General features: G+C 61.2%; 21 protein-coding genes and 2 pseudogenes. 9 read left to right on the top strand and 14 right to left on the bottom strand.

What is annotated here, in order from left to right:
* Positions 1 to 31: 31 nt before the first annotated feature.
* Entirely contained in the window at positions 32 to 442 is a 411-nt protein-coding gene (fos, locus tag MOQ67_RS08385; RefSeq protein ID WP_017844864.1) for a fosfomycin resistance glutathione transferase, read from the bottom strand.
* Positions 443 to 455: 13 nt separating this feature from the next.
* Positions 456 to 836, bottom strand: a pseudogene (locus tag MOQ67_RS08380) (LysR family transcriptional regulator); the annotation flags it as partial.
* On the opposite strand from MOQ67_RS08380, the pseudogene MOQ67_RS08375 reads away from it, so the two are divergent.
* A pseudogene (locus MOQ67_RS08375) lies at positions 829 to 1,122 on the top strand (DMT family transporter); the annotation flags it as partial. The pseudogenes MOQ67_RS08380 and MOQ67_RS08375 sit on opposite strands and share 8 nt — an antisense overlap.
* Here the strand turns inward: MOQ67_RS08375 and MOQ67_RS08370 are convergent.
* Positions 1,123 to 1,800 carry an NAD(P)H-binding protein gene (locus tag MOQ67_RS08370; RefSeq protein ID WP_198718605.1) on the bottom strand — a complete coding sequence of 226 codons (678 nt, stop codon included), beginning with the start codon at positions 1,798 to 1,800 and terminating at the stop codon, positions 1,123 to 1,125.
* A 340-nt stretch (positions 1,801 to 2,140) separates the two neighbouring features.
* On the opposite strand from MOQ67_RS08370, the gene MOQ67_RS08365 reads away from it, so the two are divergent.
* Both MOQ67_RS08365 and MOQ67_RS08360 read left to right on the top strand, forming a co-directional pair.
* The gene (locus MOQ67_RS08365; RefSeq protein ID WP_102618433.1) at positions 2,141 to 3,367 is read left to right on the top strand and encodes an aminotransferase class I/II-fold pyridoxal phosphate-dependent enzyme; all 1,227 of its coding nucleotides are present in this window, start codon (positions 2,141 to 2,143) and stop codon (positions 3,365 to 3,367) included.
* 142 nt (positions 3,368 to 3,509) lie between these two features.
* On the top strand, positions 3,510 to 4,697 hold the full coding sequence (locus MOQ67_RS08360) for an MFS transporter (protein ID WP_102618434.1): 1,188 nt from the start codon (positions 3,510 to 3,512) through the stop codon (positions 4,695 to 4,697).
* On the opposite strand, the gene yiaY is transcribed toward MOQ67_RS08360, so the two are convergent.
* Entirely contained in the window at positions 4,664 to 5,812 is a 1,149-nt protein-coding gene (gene yiaY, locus MOQ67_RS08355) for an L-threonine dehydrogenase (protein ID WP_017844859.1), read from the bottom strand. The genes MOQ67_RS08360 and yiaY overlap by 34 nt on opposite strands.
* 123 nt (positions 5,813 to 5,935) lie before the next feature.
* On the opposite strand from yiaY, the gene MOQ67_RS08350 reads away from it, so the two are divergent.
* The 4 genes from MOQ67_RS08350 (at position 5,936) to MOQ67_RS08335 (ending at position 11,252) form a co-directional block, all read left to right on the top strand.
* The gene (locus tag MOQ67_RS08350; protein ID WP_017844858.1) at positions 5,936 to 6,952 is read left to right on the top strand and encodes a DUF4917 family protein; all 1,017 of its coding nucleotides are present in this window, start codon (positions 5,936 to 5,938) and stop codon (positions 6,950 to 6,952) included.
* A 110-nt stretch (positions 6,953 to 7,062) separates the two neighbouring features.
* A complete protein-coding gene (locus tag MOQ67_RS08345) occupies positions 7,063 to 7,602 on the top strand; it encodes an RNA polymerase sigma factor (RefSeq protein ID WP_017844857.1) in 540 nt (179 codons plus the stop codon).
* Positions 7,599 to 8,567: a FecR family protein gene (locus tag MOQ67_RS08340; RefSeq protein ID WP_198718606.1), complete on the top strand. Its 969-nt coding sequence runs from the start codon at positions 7,599 to 7,601 to the stop codon at positions 8,565 to 8,567. Before MOQ67_RS08345 ends, MOQ67_RS08340 begins: the two co-directional genes overlap by 4 nt.
* Before the next feature lie 126 nt (positions 8,568 to 8,693).
* A complete protein-coding gene (locus MOQ67_RS08335) occupies positions 8,694 to 11,252 on the top strand; it encodes a TonB-dependent receptor (RefSeq protein WP_198718607.1) in 2,559 nt (852 codons plus the stop codon).
* A gap of 7 nt (positions 11,253 to 11,259) precedes the next feature.
* Here the strand turns inward: MOQ67_RS08335 and MOQ67_RS08330 are convergent, their stop codons facing one another.
* Both MOQ67_RS08330 and MOQ67_RS08325 read right to left on the bottom strand, forming a co-directional pair.
* Positions 11,260 to 11,559 carry a ribbon-helix-helix domain-containing protein gene (locus MOQ67_RS08330; protein ID WP_017844854.1) on the bottom strand — a complete coding sequence of 100 codons (300 nt, stop codon included), beginning with the start codon at positions 11,557 to 11,559 and terminating at the stop codon, positions 11,260 to 11,262.
* Between the two features lie 18 nt (positions 11,560 to 11,577).
* Positions 11,578 to 12,159, bottom strand: coding sequence for a DJ-1/PfpI family protein (locus MOQ67_RS08325; RefSeq protein WP_198718608.1), 582 nt, complete (start codon positions 12,157 to 12,159; stop codon positions 11,578 to 11,580).
* A gap of 187 nt (positions 12,160 to 12,346) precedes the next feature.
* Between MOQ67_RS08325 and MOQ67_RS08320 the strand changes: the two genes are divergently transcribed.
* The gene (locus MOQ67_RS08320) at positions 12,347 to 13,246 is read left to right on the top strand and encodes a DMT family transporter (protein ID WP_198718609.1); all 900 of its coding nucleotides are present in this window, start codon (positions 12,347 to 12,349) and stop codon (positions 13,244 to 13,246) included.
* A gap of 21 nt (positions 13,247 to 13,267) precedes the next feature.
* Here the strand turns inward: MOQ67_RS08320 and MOQ67_RS08315 are convergent, their stop codons facing one another.
* The 4 genes from MOQ67_RS08315 to MOQ67_RS08300 form a co-directional block, all read right to left on the bottom strand.
* Positions 13,268 to 14,485: a class I SAM-dependent methyltransferase gene (locus MOQ67_RS08315; protein ID WP_017844851.1), complete on the bottom strand. Its 1,218-nt coding sequence runs from the start codon at positions 14,483 to 14,485 to the stop codon at positions 13,268 to 13,270.
* 221 nt (positions 14,486 to 14,706) lie between these two features.
* A complete protein-coding gene (locus MOQ67_RS08310; RefSeq protein WP_169884308.1) occupies positions 14,707 to 15,324 on the bottom strand; it encodes a TPM domain-containing protein in 618 nt (205 codons plus the stop codon).
* Positions 15,325 to 15,355: 31 nt separating this feature from the next.
* On the bottom strand, positions 15,356 to 16,084 hold the full coding sequence (locus MOQ67_RS08305; protein WP_017844849.1) for a TPM domain-containing protein: 729 nt from the start codon (positions 16,082 to 16,084) through the stop codon (positions 15,356 to 15,358).
* Positions 16,085 to 16,102: 18 nt separating this feature from the next.
* Positions 16,103 to 16,714 carry a LemA family protein gene (locus MOQ67_RS08300; protein WP_017844848.1) on the bottom strand — a complete coding sequence of 204 codons (612 nt, stop codon included), beginning with the start codon at positions 16,712 to 16,714 and terminating at the stop codon, positions 16,103 to 16,105.
* A gap of 241 nt (positions 16,715 to 16,955) precedes the next feature.
* Here MOQ67_RS08300 and bglX point away from each other — a divergent pair, with 241 nt between their 5' ends.
* The gene (bglX, locus tag MOQ67_RS08295; RefSeq protein WP_198718690.1) at positions 16,956 to 19,247 is read left to right on the top strand and encodes a beta-glucosidase BglX; all 2,292 of its coding nucleotides are present in this window, start codon (positions 16,956 to 16,958) and stop codon (positions 19,245 to 19,247) included.
* Positions 19,248 to 19,437: 190 nt separating this feature from the next.
* Here the strand turns inward: bglX and MOQ67_RS08290 are convergent, their stop codons facing one another.
* The 4 genes from MOQ67_RS08290 to MOQ67_RS08275 all read right to left on the bottom strand — a co-directional run bounded on the left by MOQ67_RS08290 (position 19,438) and on the right by MOQ67_RS08275 (position 22,680).
* Complete coding sequence (locus MOQ67_RS08290; RefSeq protein ID WP_102618806.1) at positions 19,438 to 20,595, bottom strand: phospholipase D-like domain-containing protein; 1,158 nt, start codon at positions 20,593 to 20,595, stop codon at positions 19,438 to 19,440.
* A 1-nt stretch (position 20,596) separates the two neighbouring features.
* Complete coding sequence (locus tag MOQ67_RS08285) at positions 20,597 to 21,187, bottom strand: YceI family protein (protein WP_017844844.1); 591 nt, start codon at positions 21,185 to 21,187, stop codon at positions 20,597 to 20,599.
* A gap of 99 nt (positions 21,188 to 21,286) precedes the next feature.
* Positions 21,287 to 21,601, bottom strand: coding sequence for a hypothetical protein (locus tag MOQ67_RS08280; RefSeq protein WP_017844843.1), 315 nt, complete (start codon positions 21,599 to 21,601; stop codon positions 21,287 to 21,289).
* On the bottom strand, positions 21,598 to 22,680 hold the full coding sequence (locus tag MOQ67_RS08275) for a serine hydrolase domain-containing protein (RefSeq protein WP_198718689.1): 1,083 nt from the start codon (positions 22,678 to 22,680) through the stop codon (positions 21,598 to 21,600). The genes MOQ67_RS08280 and MOQ67_RS08275 overlap by 4 nt, the downstream gene beginning before the upstream one ends.
* Positions 22,681 to 22,734 lie beyond the last annotated feature (54 nt).

The raw sequence follows: 22,734 nt of genomic DNA, 5'->3' as shown, positions 1-22,734 counted from the left end.
GAGAGGTGGAAGGATTCTGCACGTTCCCGCGCTACGGGTAAAACTGCATGCCGGCATAAGGCTTGGCGCGACAGGCTTGCAGGCGCGAGGCCAGATCACCGACATGGGCTTCGAGCTTGTGGCCATCGGGGTCGAGAAAATAGAACGAAGCGCCCTCGCTGCGGTTGTCGCGCCACTCTGCTACGCCGGCGGCTCGCAGGCGTTGCACCAGCGCGGCGAAGTCGCTCGCGCCTACCGTGAAGGCAAAGTGGGTGTATTCAGCCGCCGGCACCGACGGGCGCAGTGGGTCGAGGCACAGGCACAGCCACAAGCCGGGCAATGACAGGTAGGCGCCGTTGTCCCAGGTGGCGTCGAGGCGAAGTTGCAGCAGGTCATGGTAGAAGCTGACGCTGCGCGGCAGATCGGTGACGGCCAGGGTCAAGTGGTTAAGACCGGTGAGCATGGGGTCGTTCCTGTTAGTGGCAACCTTCGGACAATACACCCTGCACCTGCGCCTTCAACCACTGCAACCCCGAATCCCCTCCCCGCCGCGCATGCCACGCCAGCTCAAAGGCGAACGACGGAATATGAAACGGCGGCGGCACCGTCGACAGCCGCTCACGGTCGATGTTGAGCACGCCCCTCGACGAGACGGTCAGGATCAGGTCCGTGCCCTCGATCAACTGCGGCGCCACGCCCCAATGCGGCAGGCTGATCGCCACATGCCGCCACTCACGGATCACACTCAGTGCCCGCTCGATTTCCGGGGTGCCGCTGCCGCGCATTTCCAAGAGCACATGGGGCCGCGACAGGTAGGTGGGCAGGTCGAGCGTGCCGCTGGGTGGCAGGCTGGCGTTTATCGGCAAGGCGCCGCTGTGGATGTGGGCCGGCGGTGCATTTGGCGTGTGCTTTATCTCGTTGGCGTTGATGCTGCTGCCCAAGCTGGGCGCATCGGGCTTTATCGCGCTGGCCATGGCCGGGCAACTTCTCGCCTCGCTGCTGCTCGATCACTTCGGCCTGTTCGGCCTGGTGGAACGCCCGCTGACAACGCCCCGGGTACTGGGCGCGTTGCTGTTGATCGGTGGCGTCGCGTTGATTCAGTTCAGCGCCACCCCCGCCCGCGCACTCGCGACGGCGAGCTGATCAGCGGTTGTTCAGAGAGGCCAGGCGATGGATCTCGGCTTGCTCCACCACCGGCTGTGGTGCGCCGTGACGCACCGCCGCCAACATCGCACGGCCAACAGTCTCGGTGCTGACTACCCAACCTGGCTTTATCCGACGCACCAACGAGAGCAACGGCCCGAGTACCGTATAGAACAACGCGTACAACGGCGTCTTCGAACGCACGTCGTGCAACGGCTGAATCAGCCCCGGCCGGAACACATACACCGCCTTGAACGGCAGGCGCAGCAAGGCATTCTCGGTCTTGCCCTTGACCCGCGCCCACATCGACTGGCTCGTTTCGGAACTGTCGGTGCCGGCGCTGGACACATAGATAAACGTCATTTGCGGATTGAGCCGCGCCAGGGTGCTGGCGGCGACCAGGGTCAGATCATAGGTAAGATGGGTGTAGCGGGTTTCATTCATCCCCGCCGATGAAACACCGAGGCAAAAGAAGCAGGCATCGAAACCTTGCAGCAAGTTCTCCAGAGCCTGCAAATCCAGCATGTCCGCGTGCAGCACCTGATGCAGTTTGGGGTGCTCCAGGGTCAACGGCGTGCGGCCGACGGCGACGACTTCCTGCACGTCGGCGGCCAGCAGGCACTCGCGCAGAACGCCTTGACCGATCATGCCAGTGGCACCGAATAACAGAACTCTCATCAAATCCTCCTTCATCCCGCTAGATTTACCTAGCCGACAGACAAGTCTTTTGAACGCTATCGGCACATCCGTTTGCACGCCGACACCTTACCTAATCGCGTGACGCACAACCTGAATAAATTACATGCCCCCACGAAAACGCCACACTCTAATACTCCTCTGACGCAAAGGGCACAGATTAGAAAGCGTCTATCGAGACATCTATTCGCCATCATAAAAAGTAGGACCTTACTCACACAAATAACTCCATTTTGAGTTACGAGCACGGGAAATGTCTGACTTATTTCACAATGGTTTACCCGCTACTGTTTTCCGCCAACGCCCAAGGACGAATAGGCAAATGGAAAACACATCATTCACAAACAAATTTTCAAACTACAAAAAACTAATTGAGCTGGCTGAAACAGATTGGCACTTTGCAAAGACAGGCAGAATATGCGAACTCAACGTCACCATCAAAAACAACAACTACCTGACCGACCAGCACGGACGTGAATTCCATCACTTCTGCACAACCTCATATCTCGGCCTTGATTATCATCAAGACATAATAGAGGGAGCGATTTGCGGAATAAGGGAGGCTAAAACCCTCCGAATTGCAAACTCAAAAAACCGATGCAAACTTGAAATTCTGGAACGGTACGAACAGGAGCTTTCGACTCTCTTCGACTCCATCTGCTTGAGTACTTTATCGTGCAGTTCAGCCAGCTCGGGGCTACTCCCCTTGCTCGCCAGCGGAGTGTTTACAAATAACTGTTCGCCAACAATGGTTTTCGACAAGCATTCTCACTATTCCATGAACCATATCAAAGCCTCATGCGCTGATGAGACCGAAGTTAAAACAGCGCCACATAATGATCTTTCCTTCATTGAGGAATTATGTAAAAAACGAAAGAAGGTCGCCTATGTATGCGATGGAATATATAGCATGGGCGGAATTGCGGACATCGATGGGTTACTTTATTTGAAATCGCGTTACGGACTATTTCTTTACATGGACGACTCCCATGCGCTATCGGCATTCGGAGAGAGAGGAAGAGGTTTCATCCGGTCGCGCATACAAACGCTAGACGATCAGACGTTAATTGTAGCCTCTCTAGGTAAATCCTTTGGTGCTAGTGGGGGATTAATCATGTTTGGTAGCGAAAGACAAAAGACCCTGATGCACCGATACGGAGGCCCTAGCAACTGGTCTCAAAGCCTAAATTCGGCAGCTATAGGTGCAGGACTAGCCTCAATAAAAATACATCAAACGGAAGAGCTGTGTTCACTTCAAGAGAAACTCCTACTCAACATAAAATTATTTGACAGCCTGATACATACCGACCAATCCGGTACAAATGCTGCAATACGGCTGATCACCTGTGGCAAAGCGGAAAAAGCAAACACCCTCACCATTCATCTTGCGGAAAAAGGCTTTTTTACATCCTCCGTATTTTTCCCAGTGGTGCCAAGAGGAAAAGCTGCAATACGCGTTACTCTTCGAGCAGACATGGACCCTGCAACAATAATATTATTTTGCTCGTACCTCACCACTCTACTGAACAAGCACGAAATCAATAATTAACACTCACACCAGCTAAAAAACAACATTCACTTACTCGCATTGATTATTAACCCCTCTAAAAACCAGGCACCTGTGAACACCACGATAATCCTATAAGACGCATAACATTCCCCTTGAAACTTGAAGTGAAGGACAATACTTATTGAAAAATACCACCCCCCTAGCCCTCGCCTGCAGCGCCGCATTCCTTTCCCAAGTGGGCATCAGCAGCTACCTGCCGGCAGTCCCGGCTATCGCCCAGTCTCTACCGGCCGCCGAAGATCAGGTCGCCCTGGCCTTGGCAGCATATCTGGTGGGCATGGCACTTCCGATGTTGCTGTGGGGCAGCCTGGGCGAACGCTTTGGCAGAAAGCCGGTGTTGCTGGTGGCGCTGGCGGTGTATGCGTCGGCGAGTGTCGCGATTGCGTCGGCGTTCAATGTTGAGTCTTTTCTGGCACTGCGCCTGATTCAAGGCCTGGGCGCGGGCGGCATATCGGTGATGGCGCGAGTATTGGTGCGGGACAGTTTCAGCGGCACGCTGTTGGCCAAAGGCTTGTCGTGGTTGGGGATGACCTTTGTGATCGCCCTGGGCATCGGCCAATTCCTGGGTTCGCTGTTGCAGGCAGCATTTGGCTGGAAGGCGATCTTTTATAGCCTAGCGATCGGCGCCGTCATATTGATGCTGGTGTTACCGCGCGTGATTTTTCCGACATTGGTGAAGGCCGATTCGTCGGCGTCAGCCTGGTGCGTTTACACCCAGATTCTGCGACACCCCGCGTTCCTGCATGCAGCATTAGCGGGTGGGTTGGGTTATGCGGTGATCATTGCGTTCAACACCTGTGCGCCGATGATTCTGCAGGGGCGTTTCGAGTGGAGTGCAGCGCAGTACGGCTGGCTGGGCTGGCCGATCAGCGGGGCGTATCTGGCGGGAGCGTTGATGGTCAATCGCTTCGTCGCGCACACGGGCCGTTTGATGATGATGGGCTGGGGCGTGGGGTTAGTGTTGCTCGGCACAGCGATCATGCTGCTTGGCAGTGTGTTTGCCAGCGGGCTCGCATTGCTGCTGTGGTTGCCGTATTGCCTGGCGGTGCTGGGGCAATCAATGAGTTACCCCATCAGTTTGTCCGTGGCCAATGATGAGTCACCGATCAGCGGCTCCTACGCCATGGCGCTGAGCGGCTTTATGCATCAGTTGATAGCGGCATTGATCGGTGGTGTGGCAAGCCTGCTAGTGAGTCAGCAGGCATGGCCGTTGGCGCTGTTGTGCGTGGCCTTGGCGGGCGGCGCATGTGTGTGTGTCGCCTGCTGCCGGTCGGATCAGAACGCGCTGCGGAAAATCTCCTCAATCTGACGCTGATCAGCCCGGCGTGGGTTGGTCAGGCCACAGGCGTCTTTCAACGCGTTGGTGGCCAGCAGCGGAATGTCCTGCAACTTGGCGCCCAGTTCGCGCAGGCCGGCGGGGATGTCGACGTCCTGGGACAGGGTACGGATGGCGGCGATGGCGGCTTGGGCGCCCTCTTCCGGCGAGTTGCCGTTGATGTCCGCACCCAACGCACGGCCGACGTCGCTCAAGCGCTTGGCACTGACGCTGGCGTTGAAACTCTGCACATGAGGCAGCAATACCGCGTTGCACACGCCGTGGGGCAAGTCGTACAGGCCGCCCAGTTGGTGGGCCATGGCATGCACGAAACCCAGGGAGGCGTTGTTGAACGCCATGCCGGCGAGGAACTGTGCATAGGCCATGTTTTCCCGCGCGGCCTTGTCGGTGCCATCGCGTACCGCCAGGCGCAGGTTGGCGCTGATCAGTTCGATGGCCTTGATCGCGCAGGCGTCGGTGATCGGCGTGGCGGCGGTGGATACGTAGGCTTCGATGGCGTGGGTCAGGGCGTCCATGCCGGTGGCGGCGGTGAGGCCCTTGGGCATGCCGACCATCAGCGACGGGTCGTTGACCGACAGCAGTGGCGTGACGTTGCGGTCGACGATGGCCATTTTCACATGACGGGTTTCGTCGGTGATGATGCAGAAACGGGTCATCTCGCTGGCGGTGCCGGCGGTGGTGTTGATGGCCACCAGCGGCAGTTGCGGCTTGCTCGATTGGTCGACGCCTTCGTAGTCGCCGATATGCCCGCCATTGGTCGCGCACAGTGCGATGCCCTTGGCGCAGTCATGGGGCGAGCCGCCGCCCAGGGACACCACGAAATCACAGGCGCTCTGCTGCAACAGCGCGAGGCCTTTCTCGACGTTGTCCACATTGGGGTTGGGCTTGGCGCCGTCGTAGATCACCGAATCGATGTCCTGCATCGCCAGTTTCTCGGCGATCATGCTGGCCACGCCCGCCTTCGCCAGACCGGCGTCGGTAACGATCAGGGCCTTGCGAAAACCGTAGTTGCGAATGGCGACCATCGCGTCGTCAAGGCAGTCAGTGCCCATGATGTTAACGGCGGGGATGAAGAAGGTACTGCTCATGGCGAATCCTCAGAGGCGTTATGCCGACAGCATCAACGTTCATCACAGGGCCCACCTTGATCAGGATCAACCCTCGCTCGTGATAAAGTCACCGACCCGCCGATTTCGAGTAGACCCGCCGCGATGAAGGATTTTCAGGATATTGACGCCCACCTTGAAGACTGGAGCGCACTGCGCAGCGCCATCGACTTCAGTGGAATTCTGATCGGCAACGGCGCCAGCCGAGCGATTTGGGAAGACTTTGCCTACGACTCGCTGTTCGAAAACGCACGCACCGTTGAAGAAAAACCCTTGAGCCAATCCGAGCTGAGCGTGTTCGACGCCCTGCAGACCCGCAGCTTCGAGCAGGCCCTGAGCGCGCTGAAGACCACCAGCCGGGTCAACAAAGCCCTGGCGGTCAGTTCGGCGGCGCCGCGCAATCGCTACTATGCGATCAAGGAAGCATTGATCAACACCATCCACGCCGTACACATCCCGTGGCGCCTGGTGCAGCCGTCGACATTGGCGACGATCAACGCGGAACTGGCCAGCTACTCCACGGTATTCACCAGCAACTACGACTTGCTCAACTACTGGGCGATCCTGCACACCCCCGGCATCGACGACCTGTTCCGCAGCGCCGACGCCAGCTTCGACCTGCGCGACACCCGCACCGACGCCACGCGCATCCTCTACCTGCACGGCGGCCTGCACCTGGTGCGCAACCTCGACGGCACCGCACGCAAATTGCCGACCACCGACAGCACCCTGCTCAGCAGTTTTGCGATCAACAACACGATCAAGACCCTGGACGATGTGCCGTTGTTTGTCAGCGAGGGCAAGGTGGAAGAGAAGCTCAAGACCATCCGCAGTTCGGATTATCTGTCGTTCTGCTACGAGCAGTTACTCGGCCATGAAGGGGCACTGTGCATCTTCGGCCACGACCTGGGAGCGCAGGATAAACACTTGGTGGATGCGATTCGCCAGGCCCGGGTGACGACCCTGGCGATCGCGGTATCGGGGCGCAGCGATGGGTTTATCCGCCAGCAGAAGCGGCGGTATTCACAGTTGTTCGATGGCAGCGGCGTGGCGTTGAGATTCTTTGCCGCGCGCAGCCATGCGCTGGGGCATCCGGCACTGTCGGTGCCGGTCGAACGCTGAGGTCCTGAGCCGCTTGCGCAGGGTCAGTGTATTTGCCTGGAGACAAACGACAATAATTCTCGATATCATTCGCGACTTTTCTACGTCGTGCTTCGCCAAGAAGGATATCCATGTCGCGTCCCAAATCCGACCCGCTGTCGGACGATGCCTTTCGCGGGTTTTATGCAGACATTCTGTATTTCCTGCGCAAGCGCACGGACAACGCCAGCGACGCGGCGGACATGACCCAGGATGTCTTCACCCAATGGCTGGACTACCGCGACCGGGCCAAGGTCGAGCAGCCACGGGCGTTTCTGTTCCAGATGGCGCGCAACCTGTTGCGCGATCACTGGCGCAAACAGAAGGTACGGCAGGCCGTCCACGCCGATCAGGTTGAAAGGGATGCCGAGCCGGTCATTGACGAGCACAACCCGCCGATGGCCGCCGCGCTTCGCCTGCAACGCCTGGAACAGTTGAAAGAAGTCCTCGCCGAACTCTCGCCGCGCAGGCGAGAAGCCCTTATGCTGCATCGCTTCGAAGGCTTGAGCCAGGCGCAGATCGCCGAGCGCATGGGTATTTCGACCAGCATGGTGGAAAAGCACATCGCTTTTGCCCTGCTGCATTGCAAGCGACGCCTTCAACCTGACCCCGGCACGGAGCAGCCAGCATGAACCGCCTGAGCGACATCGACGCCCCGGACATCGAAACGAGCGACGCCGTCGATGCCCAAGCCGCCAGCTGGTTTGCACGCAACCGCAACGCCACCGCACGCGCCGACCGCAAGGCCTTCGCCGCCTGGCAGGCGGTGCCGGCCCATGCCCAAGCCTATGCCGAATTCGAACAACTGTGGGCCGACCTCGTCCAGTTGCAGCAACTGAACACGCCCGTGGCGCTGCCCAAGCGCACCGCCGTGATCTGGCGCCCGGCCCTGGCCGTGGCGGCCGCCCTGCTCTGCGCGGTGCTGACCACGCCCCTCGGCGCGCCGCGCGAGTTGTACCACACCCAGGTCGCAGCCCACGCCAAGGGCATGCGTACCCTGAACCTGCCCGATGGCAGCCGCCTCTACGTGAATGCCAACACCCGCCTGCGCGTGGACTTCAGCGCCCACCAACGTATCGTTCACCTGGACAAGGGCCAACTGTATATCGAAGTGGCGGCCGACAAGGAACGGCCGCTGTACGTGCAAGCCGGCGAAGCGACGGTGCGCGTGGTGGGCACCGCTTTCGATGTGCGACGCGGCCAGCAGCAACTGGTGGTGAGTGTTGCCCACGGCCAGGTGGCGTTCGCGCCGGATGCGACCAAACCGGTCGCGTTGCTCGGCGCCCAGCAACGCGCCACCTTCGACTACGCCAAGGGCACTGTGCAACAACAAACCCTCACCGCCGAGGAGGTTGCCGACTGGCGCAGCGGGCACTTGTCGTTCCGCAATCGCGAGCTGGCCAGCCTGATCGATGAATTGAGTTTGTACCGTCCCCAACCCCCGCTGCAGGTGAGTCACGCCGTGGCGCACCTGAAGGTGTCAGGCAACCTGGATGTGCATGACCCGGATGCCTTGCTCAACGCCCTGCCCGCCTTGTTGCCGGTGAAAACCGTGACCTCGGCCGATGGCATTGTCCGAATCGAACCCCGAAAATAGCCCCGAAACAGACACATGAGAATATTTTTCATTCGCATGTGTGGTTTTTTTCCTCAGCCCCGTCTTCCTCCTGATTGTGTTCGATCCGCACACCTTTTTGGCTGTTTGGCCACCCCGGGGGATTTCATGTTTCGCGCGCCTTGCCACGCTTCGCACCTGCTTTTTCGACCGAGTCTAATGGCGACATGCCTGGCCTTCAGCCTCAGCGCCCATGCGCAGTCGTTCACGCTGCAACTGCCCGCCCAGGCGTTGGCCACGTCCCTGAGCCAGGTCGCGCAACAGGCGAAAATCCAGCTGCTGTTCGATGAAAAGCAGCTCAAGAACGTCCAGGCGCCGGCGCTCGACGGTGACTTCACCGCGGAAGTAGCGATTCGTACACTGTTGAACAATGGCGCGTTCACCCTGATCAAGGTCGGCAGCACCTACGTCGTGCGCCCCGATGAGGGCAAGACCACCAGCAGCGGCGCGATCCAGCTGGACGCCTTGAGCGTGATCGGCACCGGCAATCAAGTCGACTCCAGCACCGTCGGCCGCTCGACCCTGAGCCAGGCGGACATCGACCGCTACCAGGCCAACAACATCCCCAGCCTGCTGCAGACGTTGCCTGGGATCAGCCAGGGCGGTTCGCTCAAACCCGGCGGCCAGACCATCAACATCCGTGGTTTCGGTGACGCCGAAGACGTCCCGCTGACCGTCGACGGCGCCACCAAGAGCGGCTTCGAGCGCTACCAGCAAGGCACGGTGTTCATCGAGCCCGAGCTGATCAAGAGCATCGAAGTGGAGAAAGGCCCCAACTCGCCGTTCAGCGGCAACGGCGGTTTTGGCGGCACGGTGAACATGACCACCAAGGATGCCCCGGACCTGCTCAAGGACGGCCGCAACAGCGGCGCGATGCTCAAGTACGGTTATTCCAGCAACGACCACGAACAGGTCTACAGCAGCGCCGTGTATGGCCGCACCGACGATGGCCGGTTCGACGCCCTGGCCTACCTGACCCAACGCGACGGCGGCGACATGAAGGTGGCCGCCAAGTTGCCCAACGAGAACAACCAGTACCCGATCAACCCCCAGCGCCTGCCCAACACCGCTCAGGATGTGGACGGCAAGCTGTTCAAGGTCAACGCGCACTTCACCGATGAGCACAGTGTCGGCCTGTCTTACTCGAGCGCCCGCAGCAACCGGTGGACGCCGTTTTCCGCCGCGAGCTACCCGACGCCACCGACCCAGGCCAACATCGACCGCTACGGCTACGAAGGCGCGTTGAAACGTTTCCTGGCCAACCGCGACACGCTCGACACCACTTGGTCGGGCAAGTATGAATACCAGCCCCTGGACAACCCGCTGGTGGACCTGACCGTCAAATATTCACAGTCCGACACCCAGCAGACCGACGAGCGCGACGCCACCGCGTTTTTCCAGCTGGCCACCGGCGGGCGCAAGATGGACACGGCCTACACCGACAAGCATCTCGACATCCGCAACGTCAGCCTGTTCGACACCGGGCCGTTGCAACACGCGCTGACAGTCGGCGGGCAAATCCGCAAGCACACCCGCGAAACCGAGATGTGGATGCCCGGCGCCACCTACAACACGCCGCGCTATAACTATGGGCATTTCCAGCCGAGCTTCATGCCCCATGGCAAGGTGGATACCAACAGCTTCTTCATCCAGGATGCGCTGACCCTGGGCGACGTGACCGTCACGCCATCGCTGCGCTACGACCATGTGCGCAACCGCGGCGAGGCCAACGATGCGCCGTACTACAGCAACCCCGACCCGGCCGTCGGCCACGACTACAGCGATCGCACCTACACCGGCTGGTCGCCGCGCCTCGCGCTGTTCTGGACCGTCACTCCGAACGTCGCCCTGTTCGCCAACTGGAGCCAGACCTGGCGCGCCCCGGTGATCGACGAACAGTACGAAGTGCAGGGCCTGGGCAGCCGCACCGCCACCAGCGTCGACCTCGACCCCGAGCGCATCACCTCGATCACCGTGGGCAACATCACCCGCTTCGACAACCTGATCGCCCAGGACGATAACCTGCAACTGCGCACCACCCTGTTCCACAACAAAGTCGAAGACGAAATCTTCAAGGCCACGGGCGTGGGCTGCCAGAACCAGGCTATCAACGGCGGCACCATCGCCACCGCGTGCCCGCCGGGGCCGAGGTCCAATTACCGCAACATCGGCGGCCTGACCATCAAGGGTTTCGAGCTGGAATCGTTCTATAACTCCACCTACGTGTTCGGCTCGGTATCGTTCGCCTACGCCACCGGCAAGCACGAAGGCGCCTACACCAACCCATGGGGCCCGGATGTGTCGGCCCGCGACATTCCGCCGACCAAATGGGTGCTGGTCATGGGCACCCACATCCCGGCCTGGGATGCCCAGGTGGGATGGATGGGGCAATTCATCGGCGCGACCGATCGCCTGCCCAGCGATAAATACTCCGGCGGCCCCGGCTCCGGCGTCGGCGACTTGTTCTACGACCAGTACGGCAACAAGCGCTACAACACCCAGGGCCTGTTCGCCAAATGGGCGCCGCAACAGGCTTACCTGAAAGGCACCGTGGTGAACTTCACCGTGGACAACCTGTTCAACAACAACTTCCGTCCGGCGCTGAGCGGCGACCGTGCCTACACCAAGGGGCGCGACGCGAAGATCAGCGTGACACGGTTCTTCTGACAGCGGCCTAGCGGTTGCGCACCAGGCTCAACTCGGCCGTCGGTGTGCGCTGCTTGCTCAAGTAGCGGGTACAGCTGACGCGCAGAAACGAGGCAAAATTGACCACCTCGCCGCGGTAGTCCATGACTTCCTCGTACAGCTTGGTGATCAGTTGATTGGTGGTCATGCCATCCACGCTGGCGATTTCGCTGAGGATGTCCCAGAACTGGTTCTCCAGGCGCACGGTGGTGACGACGCCGCAGATGCGCAGGGAGCGCGAGCGAGACTCATAGAGAATCGGGTCGGCCTTGACGTACAGCTCGCACATGGCGATGACCTCCGTTGCTTACAAGGTGATTGTCGTGCCCAGCAGGCCGAGGAACCCGGCCAGCCAGCTTGGGTGCGCCGGCCAGGCCGGCGCCGTGACCAGATTGCCTTGAACGTGGCTGTGGGTCACTGGAATATCGATGAACGAACCGCCCGCCAGGCGCACTTCCGGGGCACAGGCCGGGTAGGCACTGCACTCGCGACCGGCTAGGATACCGGCCGCCGCCAGCAGTTGCGCGCCATGGCACACCGCAGCAATCGGCTTGCCGGCTTGATCGAAGGCGCGCACCAGTCGCAGGACTTTTTCATTCAGGCGCAGGTATTCCGGCGCACGACCACCGGGCACCAGCAGCGCATCGTAGTTGGCGGCTTCGACCTGGGCGAAATCCGCATTCAGGGCGAACAGGTGACCGGGCTTTTCGCTGTAGGTCTGATCGCCTTCAAAGTCATGGATCGCGGTTCGCACGGTCTCGCCGGCCGACTTGTCGGGGCACACCGCGTGGACGATATGACCAACCATCAGCAGCGCCTGGAAGGGCACCATCACTTCATAGTCTTCGACATAATCGCCGACCAGCATCAGGATCTTTTTCGCAGCCATGGGGCATTCCTCCAGTTCAACGGTTGGGCAGACAAGAGTAGCCAAGATAGACGCGTGCCGACGGGCCGGGTAATCCCCCGCTACTACAACTGTACGGATCAATCCGCACCCAGCTGTAGACCCCCGATTCGCGGAGGTTGTGGCTAGATGATCGTCCACTTCCGACCACTCGATTCCGGTTCCTGCCATGAGCTCGCGCGAAAACACCGGCATGGCCCTCGGCCTGCTGGGCGTCATCATCTTCAGCCTGACCCTGCCCTTCACGCGTATCGTGGTGCAGGAAATCCACCCGCTGCTCAACGGTCTGGGCCGTGCGTTGTTCGCCGCGATCCCGGCGGCGGCGCTGTTGCTGTGGCGCCGCGAGCGCTGGCCGAGCTGGCGCCAGGTGCGCGGCTTGTGCCTGGTGATTGCCGGGGTGATCTTGGGCTTTCCGGTGTTGTCGGCGTGGGCCATGCAGACGCTGCCGGCGTCCCACGGCGCGCTGGTCAATGGCCTGCAACCGCTGTGCGTGGCGCTGTACGCCGCGTGGCTGTCCCATGAACGGCCGTCGAAAGCCTTCTGGGCCTGCGCCGCCTTGGGCAGCGCGCTGGTACTGAGTTATGCGTTGATCAGCGGTGCCGGCAGTATTCAAGCGGGGGATCTGTTGATGCTCGGCGCGATCGCCGTGGGCGGCCTGGGTTATGCCGAAGGTGGGCGCTTGGCCAAGGAGATGGGCGGCTGGCAGGTGATCTGCTGGGCGCTGGTGCTGTCGACGCCGCTGTTGATCGGCCCGGTGGCTTACCTGGCGGTGCAGCATCAAGGCGTGATTTCCATGGGCACCTGGTGGGCGTTCGGTTATGTGTCGCTGTTCTCGCAGTTCCTGGGATTCTTTGCGTGGTACGCCGGGTTGGCCATGGGCGGCATTGCGCGGGTCAGCCAGATTCAGCTGTTGCAGATCTTCTTCACCATCGCGTTTTCGGCGTTGTTCTTTGGTGAACACATCGAGCCGATCACCTGGCTGTTCGCTTGCGGGGTGATCGTGACGGTGATGCTGGGGCGCAAGACTGCGGTGCAGCCCGCGCCAATTACAAAGGCCAATGCGATTTAACGGTGGGAGGGGGCTTCGTGTTCAGCCGAGGTAACCGTCGGTGCGCAACAGGGTTTCCAGGCAGTGCTCGGTGATGTGATAGAAGTCCTTGAGTGCCTGAATCTTGTCCAGTAGCTGCGCGTTGTCCACCGGTTCGGCGCGTTTCACCGCAAGGATCATCTTGTTCTTGTTGGTGTGTTCCAGAGAGATGAACTCGAACACCTTGGTCTCATAACCGCAAGCCTCCAGGAACAAGGCGCGCAGGCTGTCGGTGACCATTTCCGCCTGCTGGCCCAGGTGCAAACCGTATTGCAGCATCGGCTTCAACAGCACCGGGCTCTGGATCTGCAGGCGGATCTGTTTGTGGCAGCACGGCGAGCACATGATGATCGACGCGCCGGAACGGATGCCGGTGTGGATCGCATAATCGGTGGCGATGTCGCAGGCATGCAGGGCGATCATCACGTCCAGCTCGCTGGGCGCGACGCTGCGCACGTCGCCGCAGGTGAACACCAGCCCCGGGTGTTCGAGGCGGGCGGCGGCGGCGTTGCACAAGCTGACCATGTCTTCGCGCAGTTCAACACCGGTGACCTCGGCCTCGACATTGAGGGTGTTGCGCAGGTAGTCGTGGATGGCGAAAGTCAGGTAGCCCTTGCCCGAGCCGAAATCGGCGACGCGCACCGGTTGGTCCAGCCTCAGCGGGGACGCGATCAGCGCATGGCTGAACACTTCGATGAACTTGTTGATCTGCTTCCACTTGCGCGACATCGACGGGATCAGCGCGTGCTTGGCGTCGGTCACGCCCAGGTCGGCGAGGAACGGCCGGCTCAGGTCGAGGAAGCGGTTCTTCTCGCGGTTGTGCTCGGCCGAGGGCGCCTCACGCAATTGCTGCGGCTTGCTTTTGAACAGCGAGCTTTTGTTCTTCTTGCTGTATTCCAGCTGGGCTTCGTCGGTCAGCGCGAGCAAGTGTGCGTTCTTGAACGAGGTCGGCAACAACTCGGCAATCGCCGCCACACCGTCGGCCACCGGGAGGTTTTTGGTGATGTCGCGGGTTTTGTAGCGATAGACGAAGGACAGGCAGGGCTGCTCCTTGACCGTCACCGCCTTGATGATCAGCCGTTGCAGCTCGGCTTCCTCACCGACGTACTTGGCCAGCACCAGTTTGATAAAGGCGTTGTGCGCAAGGCTTGCGCTGAGCAGTTCGATGAACTGGGCGTGATGATCCGGCGCAGGGCGGGCAGGTTGAGCGGTGACGGACATGAACAAAAACGCCTCGGGCTGGGAATGCCGGGCATTTTAGGGGGGATGGGGGCTGAGGGCACGGGGTTATTTGATCAACGGTAAGATTGGGGGCCCCACCGCAGATCCAAATGTGGGAGGGGGCTTGCCCCCGATGGCAGTGTGTCAGTCAGCTCATCTGCAGCTGATGCACCGCTATCGGGGGCAAGCCCCCTCCCACATTGGGTTCGGCACTGCTTGGGTTATTCGAGCACGATCAGGCGATTGGGCAACTCATTGCGCGCGTGCGTCAGCGGCACATGCACCTTGAGCAATTCACCGCAGGCTTCGATGCAGGCAATGAACCCGGCCAACGTCTGGCCCTGTTTCACCTGCTGGGTAAACGCCTTGACGATACCGTCCCAACTGCTGTCATCCAGGCGTTTGGAAATCCCGTTATCCACCAGGATCTCCACATAGCGCTCGGCCTCGCTGACAAAAATCAACACCCCGGTGCCGCCCAGCGTGTGGTGCAGGTTTTGCTCGAGGAACTGACGCCGCGCCAGGTTCGACGCGCGCCAGTGGCGCACCGAGCGGGGGATCAGCCGCGTGGTGACCTTGGGCAGGCGAAACACCAGGCACAGCACGATAAACGTCGACCACTGCGCCAACAACAAGGTGTACATGCTCAGGTAGCCCGAGAAGTAATGCACCACCCCCGGCACCACCAACGCGATCAGGCTGGCCCACAGCAACGGGATGTAGGCGTAATCGTCGGCACGCGCGGCCAGCACGGTCACCAGCTCGGCGTCGGTCTGTCGCTCGACCCGGGCGATCGCTTCGGCGACCTGGCGTTGTTCGTGTTCAGTCAGTAGTGCCATGGTTGTAAACGCTCGTTTTTAGTTATTGTCATCACCAGCCGCCCGAAGCCCCGCCACCGCCGAAACCGCCACCGCCGCCGCGAAAACCGCCGCCACCGCCACCGTCCCGGCCGCCTCGGCCGCTGCTGCTGAGAATCGCCAACAGGATCGCCCACACCGGCAGGCCCAGGCGATTGCACAGCCACAACACGCCGATCAGCAGGATAAACAAACCGATGGAAAACCCCGGATTATCCTTGGCGAAGTTGGCATCCGCCACATGGGCCGGCACCGCCAGCGGCTCGCCGCCCACCACCTGGATCATCGCGGCGACGCCGTCGCTGATGCCTTGGCTGAACTTGCCGGCCTTGAACTTGGGCGCAATCACCTGATTGATGATCACCCACGACTGTGCATCGGTCAGCGTGCCTTCCAGGCCATAACCGACTTCGATGCGCAATTTTCGCTCATCGCGGGCGACGATCAACAGCGCACCGTTGTCCTTGCCCTTCTGGCCGATGCCCCACTGGCGCCCCAACTGATAACCGTAGTCTTCAATCGGCACGCCCTGCAGGTCAGGCACGGTGACCACCACAATCTGGTCGCCACGGCTTTGCTCCAGCGCCTGCAATTGCTGGGTCAACTGCTCGCGCACCGCCGGGTCGATCATCTGCGCGGTGTCCACCACCCGCCCGGTCAACGCCGGGAAGGTCAACGCCGCCTGGGCCACGCCCGCGCAGGCCAACAGCCACAGCGCCAGGCCTATCCGTAATAAACGCATCGACACCTCAATGCAGCTTTATTTGAACTTCACTTGCGGCGCTTTATCGGCATCGGCAGTGGTGGCTTCAAACGTGGCGCGGATCGGCAGATCGCTGTACATCACGCTGTGCCACAGGCGCCCCGGGAACGTGCGGATCTCGGTGTTGTACGCCTGCACCGCCTGGATAAAGTCGCGACGCGCCACGGCGATACGGTTTTCCGTGCCTTCCAGTTGCGACTGCAGGGCCAGGAAGTTCTGGTTGGCCTTCAGGTCCGGGTAGCGCTCGGACACCACCATCAAGCGGCTGAGCGCACTGCTCAACCCGTCCTGGGCTTGCTGGAACTGCTTGAGTTTTTCCGGGTTGTCGAGGGTGCTGGCATCGACCTGGATCGACGTGGCCTTGGCCCGCGCTTCAATCACCGCGGTGAGGGTGTCTTGTTCATGGGTTGCGTAACCCTTGACCACTTCCACCAGGTTGGGGATCAGGTCGGCACGCCGTTGATACTGGTTCTGCACCTGGCCCCAGGCCGCCTTGGCCTGTTCATCCAGGGTCGGAATGGTGTTGATGCCACAACCGCTCAGCACTGTGCTGATCAATAGCAAAGCCGCGGCCTTCAAGCCCCAGCGGTAACCTTGTGCTGCTTGCATGGTGTTTCTCCTGCCCAACCTTGATGGAATTTGACGACTCGCCCTATAAACCGCGCACATGGGGCATAATCCGCCCCCACTACTGGAATGCATCGAGCCAATCAGCTAAAAAGATGCCCAGCGCGATAAAGAGTTCAGAGTGTGCTGCATTTTTCTGAACGACACCCGAACAACAATAGACGCTCCCCACATTTTGGCCGATCAGCCTAACCGCTGTGCAGTGCGCCGAAAAAGGATATTCATGAAGAAGCTGTGTTTGCTCGGCCTTGTTGCCACTCTGGCCACCCACCCCGTCTGGGCAGAAACAAAGCCTGCTGCGCTTAAAGACAAGGACGCCTTCGTCAGCGACCTGCTCAAGCAGATGACCCTCGATGAAAAGATCGGCCAATTGCGCCTGATCAGCATCGGCCCGGAAATGCCCCGCGAGCTGATCCGCAAGGAAATCGCCGCCGGCCGCATCGGTGGCACCTTCAACTCTATCACCCGCCCAGAAAACCGTCCGATGCAGGACGCGGCCATGCGCAGCCGGTTGAAGATCCCGATGCTCTTCGCCTACGACGTGATCCACGGCCACCGCACGATTTTCCCGATCAGCCTGGCCCTGGCGTCCAGCTGGGACATGGACGCCATCGGGCGCTCCGGGCGCATTGCTGCCCAGGAAGCTGCGGCCGACAGCCTCGACATCACCTTTGCGCCGATGGTCGACATCTCCCGCGACCCGCGCTGGGGCCGCACCTCCGAAGGCTTCGGTGAAGACACCTACCTGGTGTCGCGCATCGCCGAAGTGATGGTCAAGGCCTTCCAGGGCAGCAGCGCGGCGAATGCCGACAGCATCATGGCCAGCGTCAAGCACTTCGCCCTGTACGGTGCGGTGGAAGGCGGTCGCGACTACAACGTGGTCGACATGAGCCCGGTCAAGATGTACCAGGACTACCTGCCGCCCTACCACGCGGCGATCAAGGCCGGTGCCGGCGGTGTGATGGTCGCGCTCAACTCGATCAACGGCGTGCCCGCCACCGCCAACACCTGGCTGATGAACGACCTGCTGCGCAAGGACTGGGGCTTCAAGGGCCTGGCCGTCAGCGACCACGGCGCGATCTTCGAGCTGATCAAGCACGGCGTGGCCAAGGACGGGCGTGAAGCCGCCAAGCTGGCGATCAAGGCCGGCATCGACATGAGCATGAACGACTCGCTGTATGGCAAGGAATTGCCGGGGCTGCTCAAGTCCGGCGAGATCGAGCAGAGCGACATCGACAACGCCGTGCGTGAAGTGCTCGGCGCCAAGTACGACATGGGCCTGTTCAAAGACCCGTACCTGCGCATCGGCAAGGCCGAGGACGACCCGGCCGACACCAACGCCGAAAGCCGTCTGCACCGCGCCGATGCACGTGACATAGCACGCCGCAGCATGGTCCTGCTGAAGAACCAGAACGACACCCTGCCGCTGAAAAAATCCGCGACCATCGCCCTGGTCGGCCCATTGGCCAAGGCTCCCATCGACATGATGGGCAGCTGGGCCGCCGCCGGTAAGCCGGCACAATCGGTGACCCTGCTCGACGGCCTCAACGCGGTGATCGGCGAAAAGGGCAAGATCATCTATGCCCGTGGCGCCAACATCACCAACGACAAGGCCGTGGTCGACTACCTCAACTTCCTCAACTTCGATGCCCCGGAAGTGGTGGATGACACCCGCCCGGCCCAGGTGATGATCGACGAAGCGGTCAAGGCCGCCAAGGATGCCGATGTGGTGGTCGCTGCCGTGGGCGAGTCCCGTGGCATGTCCCACGAATCCTCCAGCCGCACCGACCTGAACATCCCGCAAAGCCAGCGCGACCTGATCAAGGCCCTCAAAGCCACCGGCAAGCCACTGGTGCTGGTGCTGATGAACGGCCGTCCGCTGTCGATTCTCGAAGAAAACCAGCAAGCCGACGCGATCCTGGAAACCTGGTTCGCCGGCACCGAGGGCGGCAACGCCATCGCCGACGTGCTGTTCGGTGACTACAACCCGTCGGGTAAGCTGCCGATCACGTTCCCACGTTCGGTGGGGCAGATTCCGACCTACTACAACCACCTGACCATCGGCCGGCCGTTTACCCCAGGCAAGCCGGGCAACTACACCTCGCAGTACTTCGATGACACCACCGGGCCACTGTTCCCGTTCGGCTATGGCTTGAGCTACACCACGTTCAGCCTGTCGGACATGGCGCTGTCGTCCACCACCCTGAACAAGAGCGGTAAGCTCGACGCCAGCGTCACCGTGAAAAACACCGGCAAGGTCGACGGCGAAACCGTGGTGCAGCTGTATATCCAGGACGTGGCCGGCTCGATGATCCGCCCGATCAAGGAGCTGAAGAACTTCCAGAAAGTCATGCTCAAGGCCGGCGAAGAGCGCACGTTGCACTTCACCATTACCGAAGAGGACTTGAAGTTCTACAACAGCCAGCTCAAGTTCGCGGCGGAACCGGGTGGGTTCAATGTGCAGATCGGCTTGGACTCCCAGGATGTGCAGCAGCAGACCTTCGAACTGCTCTAACGCCCGCCCCCGCCCTCTGTAGGAGCGAGCTTGCTCGCGAAGACCGTTAACGATGACGCGCTCATGCTGAATGAACGCGTTGTTCTCAGGTTTTTCGCGAGCAAGCTCGCTCCTACAGTTAAGTGAATTAAGCGAATTAAGCGAGTTGAGCGCGTTGGGCGCGTTGGGTGAGTTGGGTGAGTTGGGCGCGTCAGCCGCGTCGATTGAGCAGGTTCACCACCAACCGATCAATCCACCCCCACACCCGCTGCTTCACCCGCCGCCACAATGGCCGCGACTTCCATGCCTCCAGGCTCACCGCCTGGCTCTGGGCAAAATCCCGTTCGAAACTGCCGGCCACGGCCAGCGTCAGCGCAGGGTCCAACGCTTCGAGGTTGGCTTCCAGGTTGAAGCGCAAATTCCAGTGGTCGAAGTTGCACGAGCCAATGCTGACCCAATCGTCCACCAAGACCATCTTCAGGTGCAGGAAGCACGGCTGGTATTCAAAGATCTGCACACCCGAGCGCAGCAAACGCGGGTAATAACGGTGCCCGGCGTAGCGCACGGACGGGTGATCGGTACGCGGGCCGGTCAGCAGCAAGCGCACATCCACGCCGCGCCCCGCCGCCCGGCGCAAGGCCCGACGCACGCCCCAGGTGGGCAGGAAATACGGGGTCGCCAACCAGATGCGCCGGTGGCCGCTGCTCAGCGCGCGGATCAGCGAGTGCAGAATATCGCGGTGTTGGCGCGCGTCGGCATAGGCAACACGGCCGAGACCAGACCCGGTCGGCGGTACTTTGGGCAAGTGCGGCAAGCCGAAATGGGTGGCCGGTTTCCAGGCGCGGCGGTCGTCGTTGGCCAACCATTGCCGGTCGAACAGCGCTTGCCAGTCGAGCACCAGCGGGCCGTCGATCTGCACCATCACTTCATGCCAGTCGGCGCTGTCCTGCCCCGGTGTCCAGAACTCATCGGTGACGCCGGTGCCGCCGACCACGGCGATGCCTTGATCGACCAGCAATAATTTGCGGTGGTCGCGATACAGGTTGCCCATCCAGCGCCGCCATTCCAGGCGATTGTAAAAACGCAGTTCCACACCGGCGTCGGTCAGGCGCTTACGCAACCTGAGGGCGAACGCCAGGCTGCCGTAATCATCGAACAGGCAGCGCACCCGCACGCCCCGCTCAGCCGCCTGCGCCAGCGCCTGCACCAAGACTTCGGCGCAGGCACCGGCTTCCACCAGGTATAACTCCAGATCCACCTGATGCTCTGCCCGGGCAATGTCCACCAGCATTTGCGGGAAAAAGCTCGGCCCGTCGATCAACAACTCGAAACGGTTGGCGCTGCGCCACGGGAACACTGCGCCGCTCATGTCAGCGCGCCGTAAAGATCAGTACCGCACCCACCGGCACCGCCAAACTGATCGACGCCAGCCCAGCCGCGTTGCGCAACGCCGTCACACCCGGCACCAGCTCAAAATCCTCGGCGCGCAACACCAGCGGTTCCAGGGTCACCACCTGGAAACGCCGATCATCCAGGCGCGTGGCCAACAGCTCGGCGTTGTAGGTGTGGGTCTTGCCATGCAGCGTGACGCTTAATGGCAGGCGCAACTCCAACTGCGCGCCGGGGGCCAGGTCGTTGATCGGTTGCAGGTTGATCTGCGTGCTGATCAGCGCTTCGGGGAAGGTCTTGATCTCGAACAGTTGATTGCGCATGCGCTCATCGCGCAGCGGGATGCCGCTGTTGACCGACTCCAACTCCACTTCCACCTGCGCCGCACCGTTGCGGTCGACCTTGCCGTGCAGCACCAGGAAGCGCTGCACCTCGGCAATCTCGGTGTTTTTGGTGGTGACGAACGACAGCCGCGAGGACTCGTTGTCCAGGTACCAGTCCGCGTGGGCAGGCACGGCGGCGGCGGCCAGCAGGGCGAAGGCCAGGGGTTTGATGACAGACGCGTTGAACATTAAAGACTCGTGGGGCGGAAAACCTGAACGAACCTTAACTGTGCCGCCTGCCGGGCGCAATGTAGCTGACAAAGCCGCCCCCACCGCGGAGATGACGTGTCAGGGGTTGAGGCGGCAGCCCTGATGTTCGCCCAACCATCTGGCCGTATGGGTACGCCCCAATCCACTGGCGCTGACTTCACTGCGCTCCGGGTCATCGGTGAACGCACTGATCGGCACGTACTGCTTCACATACCCCCGGCAGTACTCGGCGGGATTATTCTGCACATACCGACACGAGCAGTACTCCTTGGCCGTATACGCCGCGATGATGTCGGGGAAGGCTTGCAGGTTGACGCGCTCGTGCCAGCCCCAGCCCAGCACGGCGAGCAACAGCAGCAGGAAAAGACTGGTAAACGGCCGACGACGGATCATGGCTGCACCGCCGCCAGCACGCGTTTGAGCAGTTCGTTGTGGCGGTAGCTGTCATCGCGGTCATCGCCGTAGCGCACGATCACCAGGTGTTCGTCGGGCATGACATACAGCGCCTGGCCCCAGTGGCCGAGGGCGGCGAAGGTGTCGGCGGGGGCGTCGGGCCAGGGTCTTGGGGCGCCCTGCACGGCGCGGTTGAGCCACCAATGGCCGCCGGGCATGGCTTCGTCCTGGCCGGCCTTGTAGTGATCGAACGGTTGCCGATTGAAATCGACCCAGGCTTTCGGCACCAGTTGTTGCTCCCGCCAGCGACCGTCGCGCGCCATCAGCAGGCCGACGCGCGCTAGGTCGCGGGCGGTGAGGTAGGCGTAGGACGAGGCGACGAAGGTTTCATCGGCATCGGTTTCCCAAGTGGCGTTGTGAATGCCCAGCGGCTTGAACAGCGCATCCCACGGGTAACTCATGTAGGCCTTGTGGCCGAGCATGCCCTTGAGCGCGGCGGAGAGCAGGTTGCTGTCGCCGCTGGAATAACGGAAGGCCTCGCCCGGCGCGCGGGCGGTGTGCATGCCGGCGACGAACTCCGCCATGTCGGCGCGGCCGCGGGTGTAGAGCATCGCGACGACCGAGGATTTCAGCGGGGCATATTCGTAATCTTCCTGCCAATCGATGCCCGAGGCCCAGTGCAGCAAGTCGGCCATCGTCACGCTTGGATGCTGTTTCATCGGCGGGTAGAACCGTGCGGCGGGGTCGCTCAGTTTGAAGCGGCTTTCGCCGTAGGCCACGCCCAGCACGGTGGCCATCAGGCTTTTGCTGACCGACCAGGTCAGGTGCGGCGTGCTCGCGGTGGTGGGCATGGCGTAGCGCTCGTAGATGACTTCGCCATCGCGGATCACCAGCAGCGCGTCGGTGCGGATGCCTTGGCGCGTGGCGTCGTCACGCCGGGGAAACGCATAGGCATTCAGGGCATCGACAGCGGGACCTTCGATCGGCGTGCCCTTGGCCCAGTCTTTGTCAGGCCAGGTTTCGGCGCGGGTGGTGACGGTGGCTAACAACAGGGCAACGCACAACAAGCCTCTGACCATGGACACGAACTCAAGGGGGCATTCAAGCCCGCGAGCCTAGCCGAGGCCGATGAC

Source organism: Pseudomonas sp. LY-1 (assembly GCF_053502595.1).
Note: the sequence above shows the minus strand (reverse complement) of the source record. Positions and strands in the feature narration are given on the sequence as shown.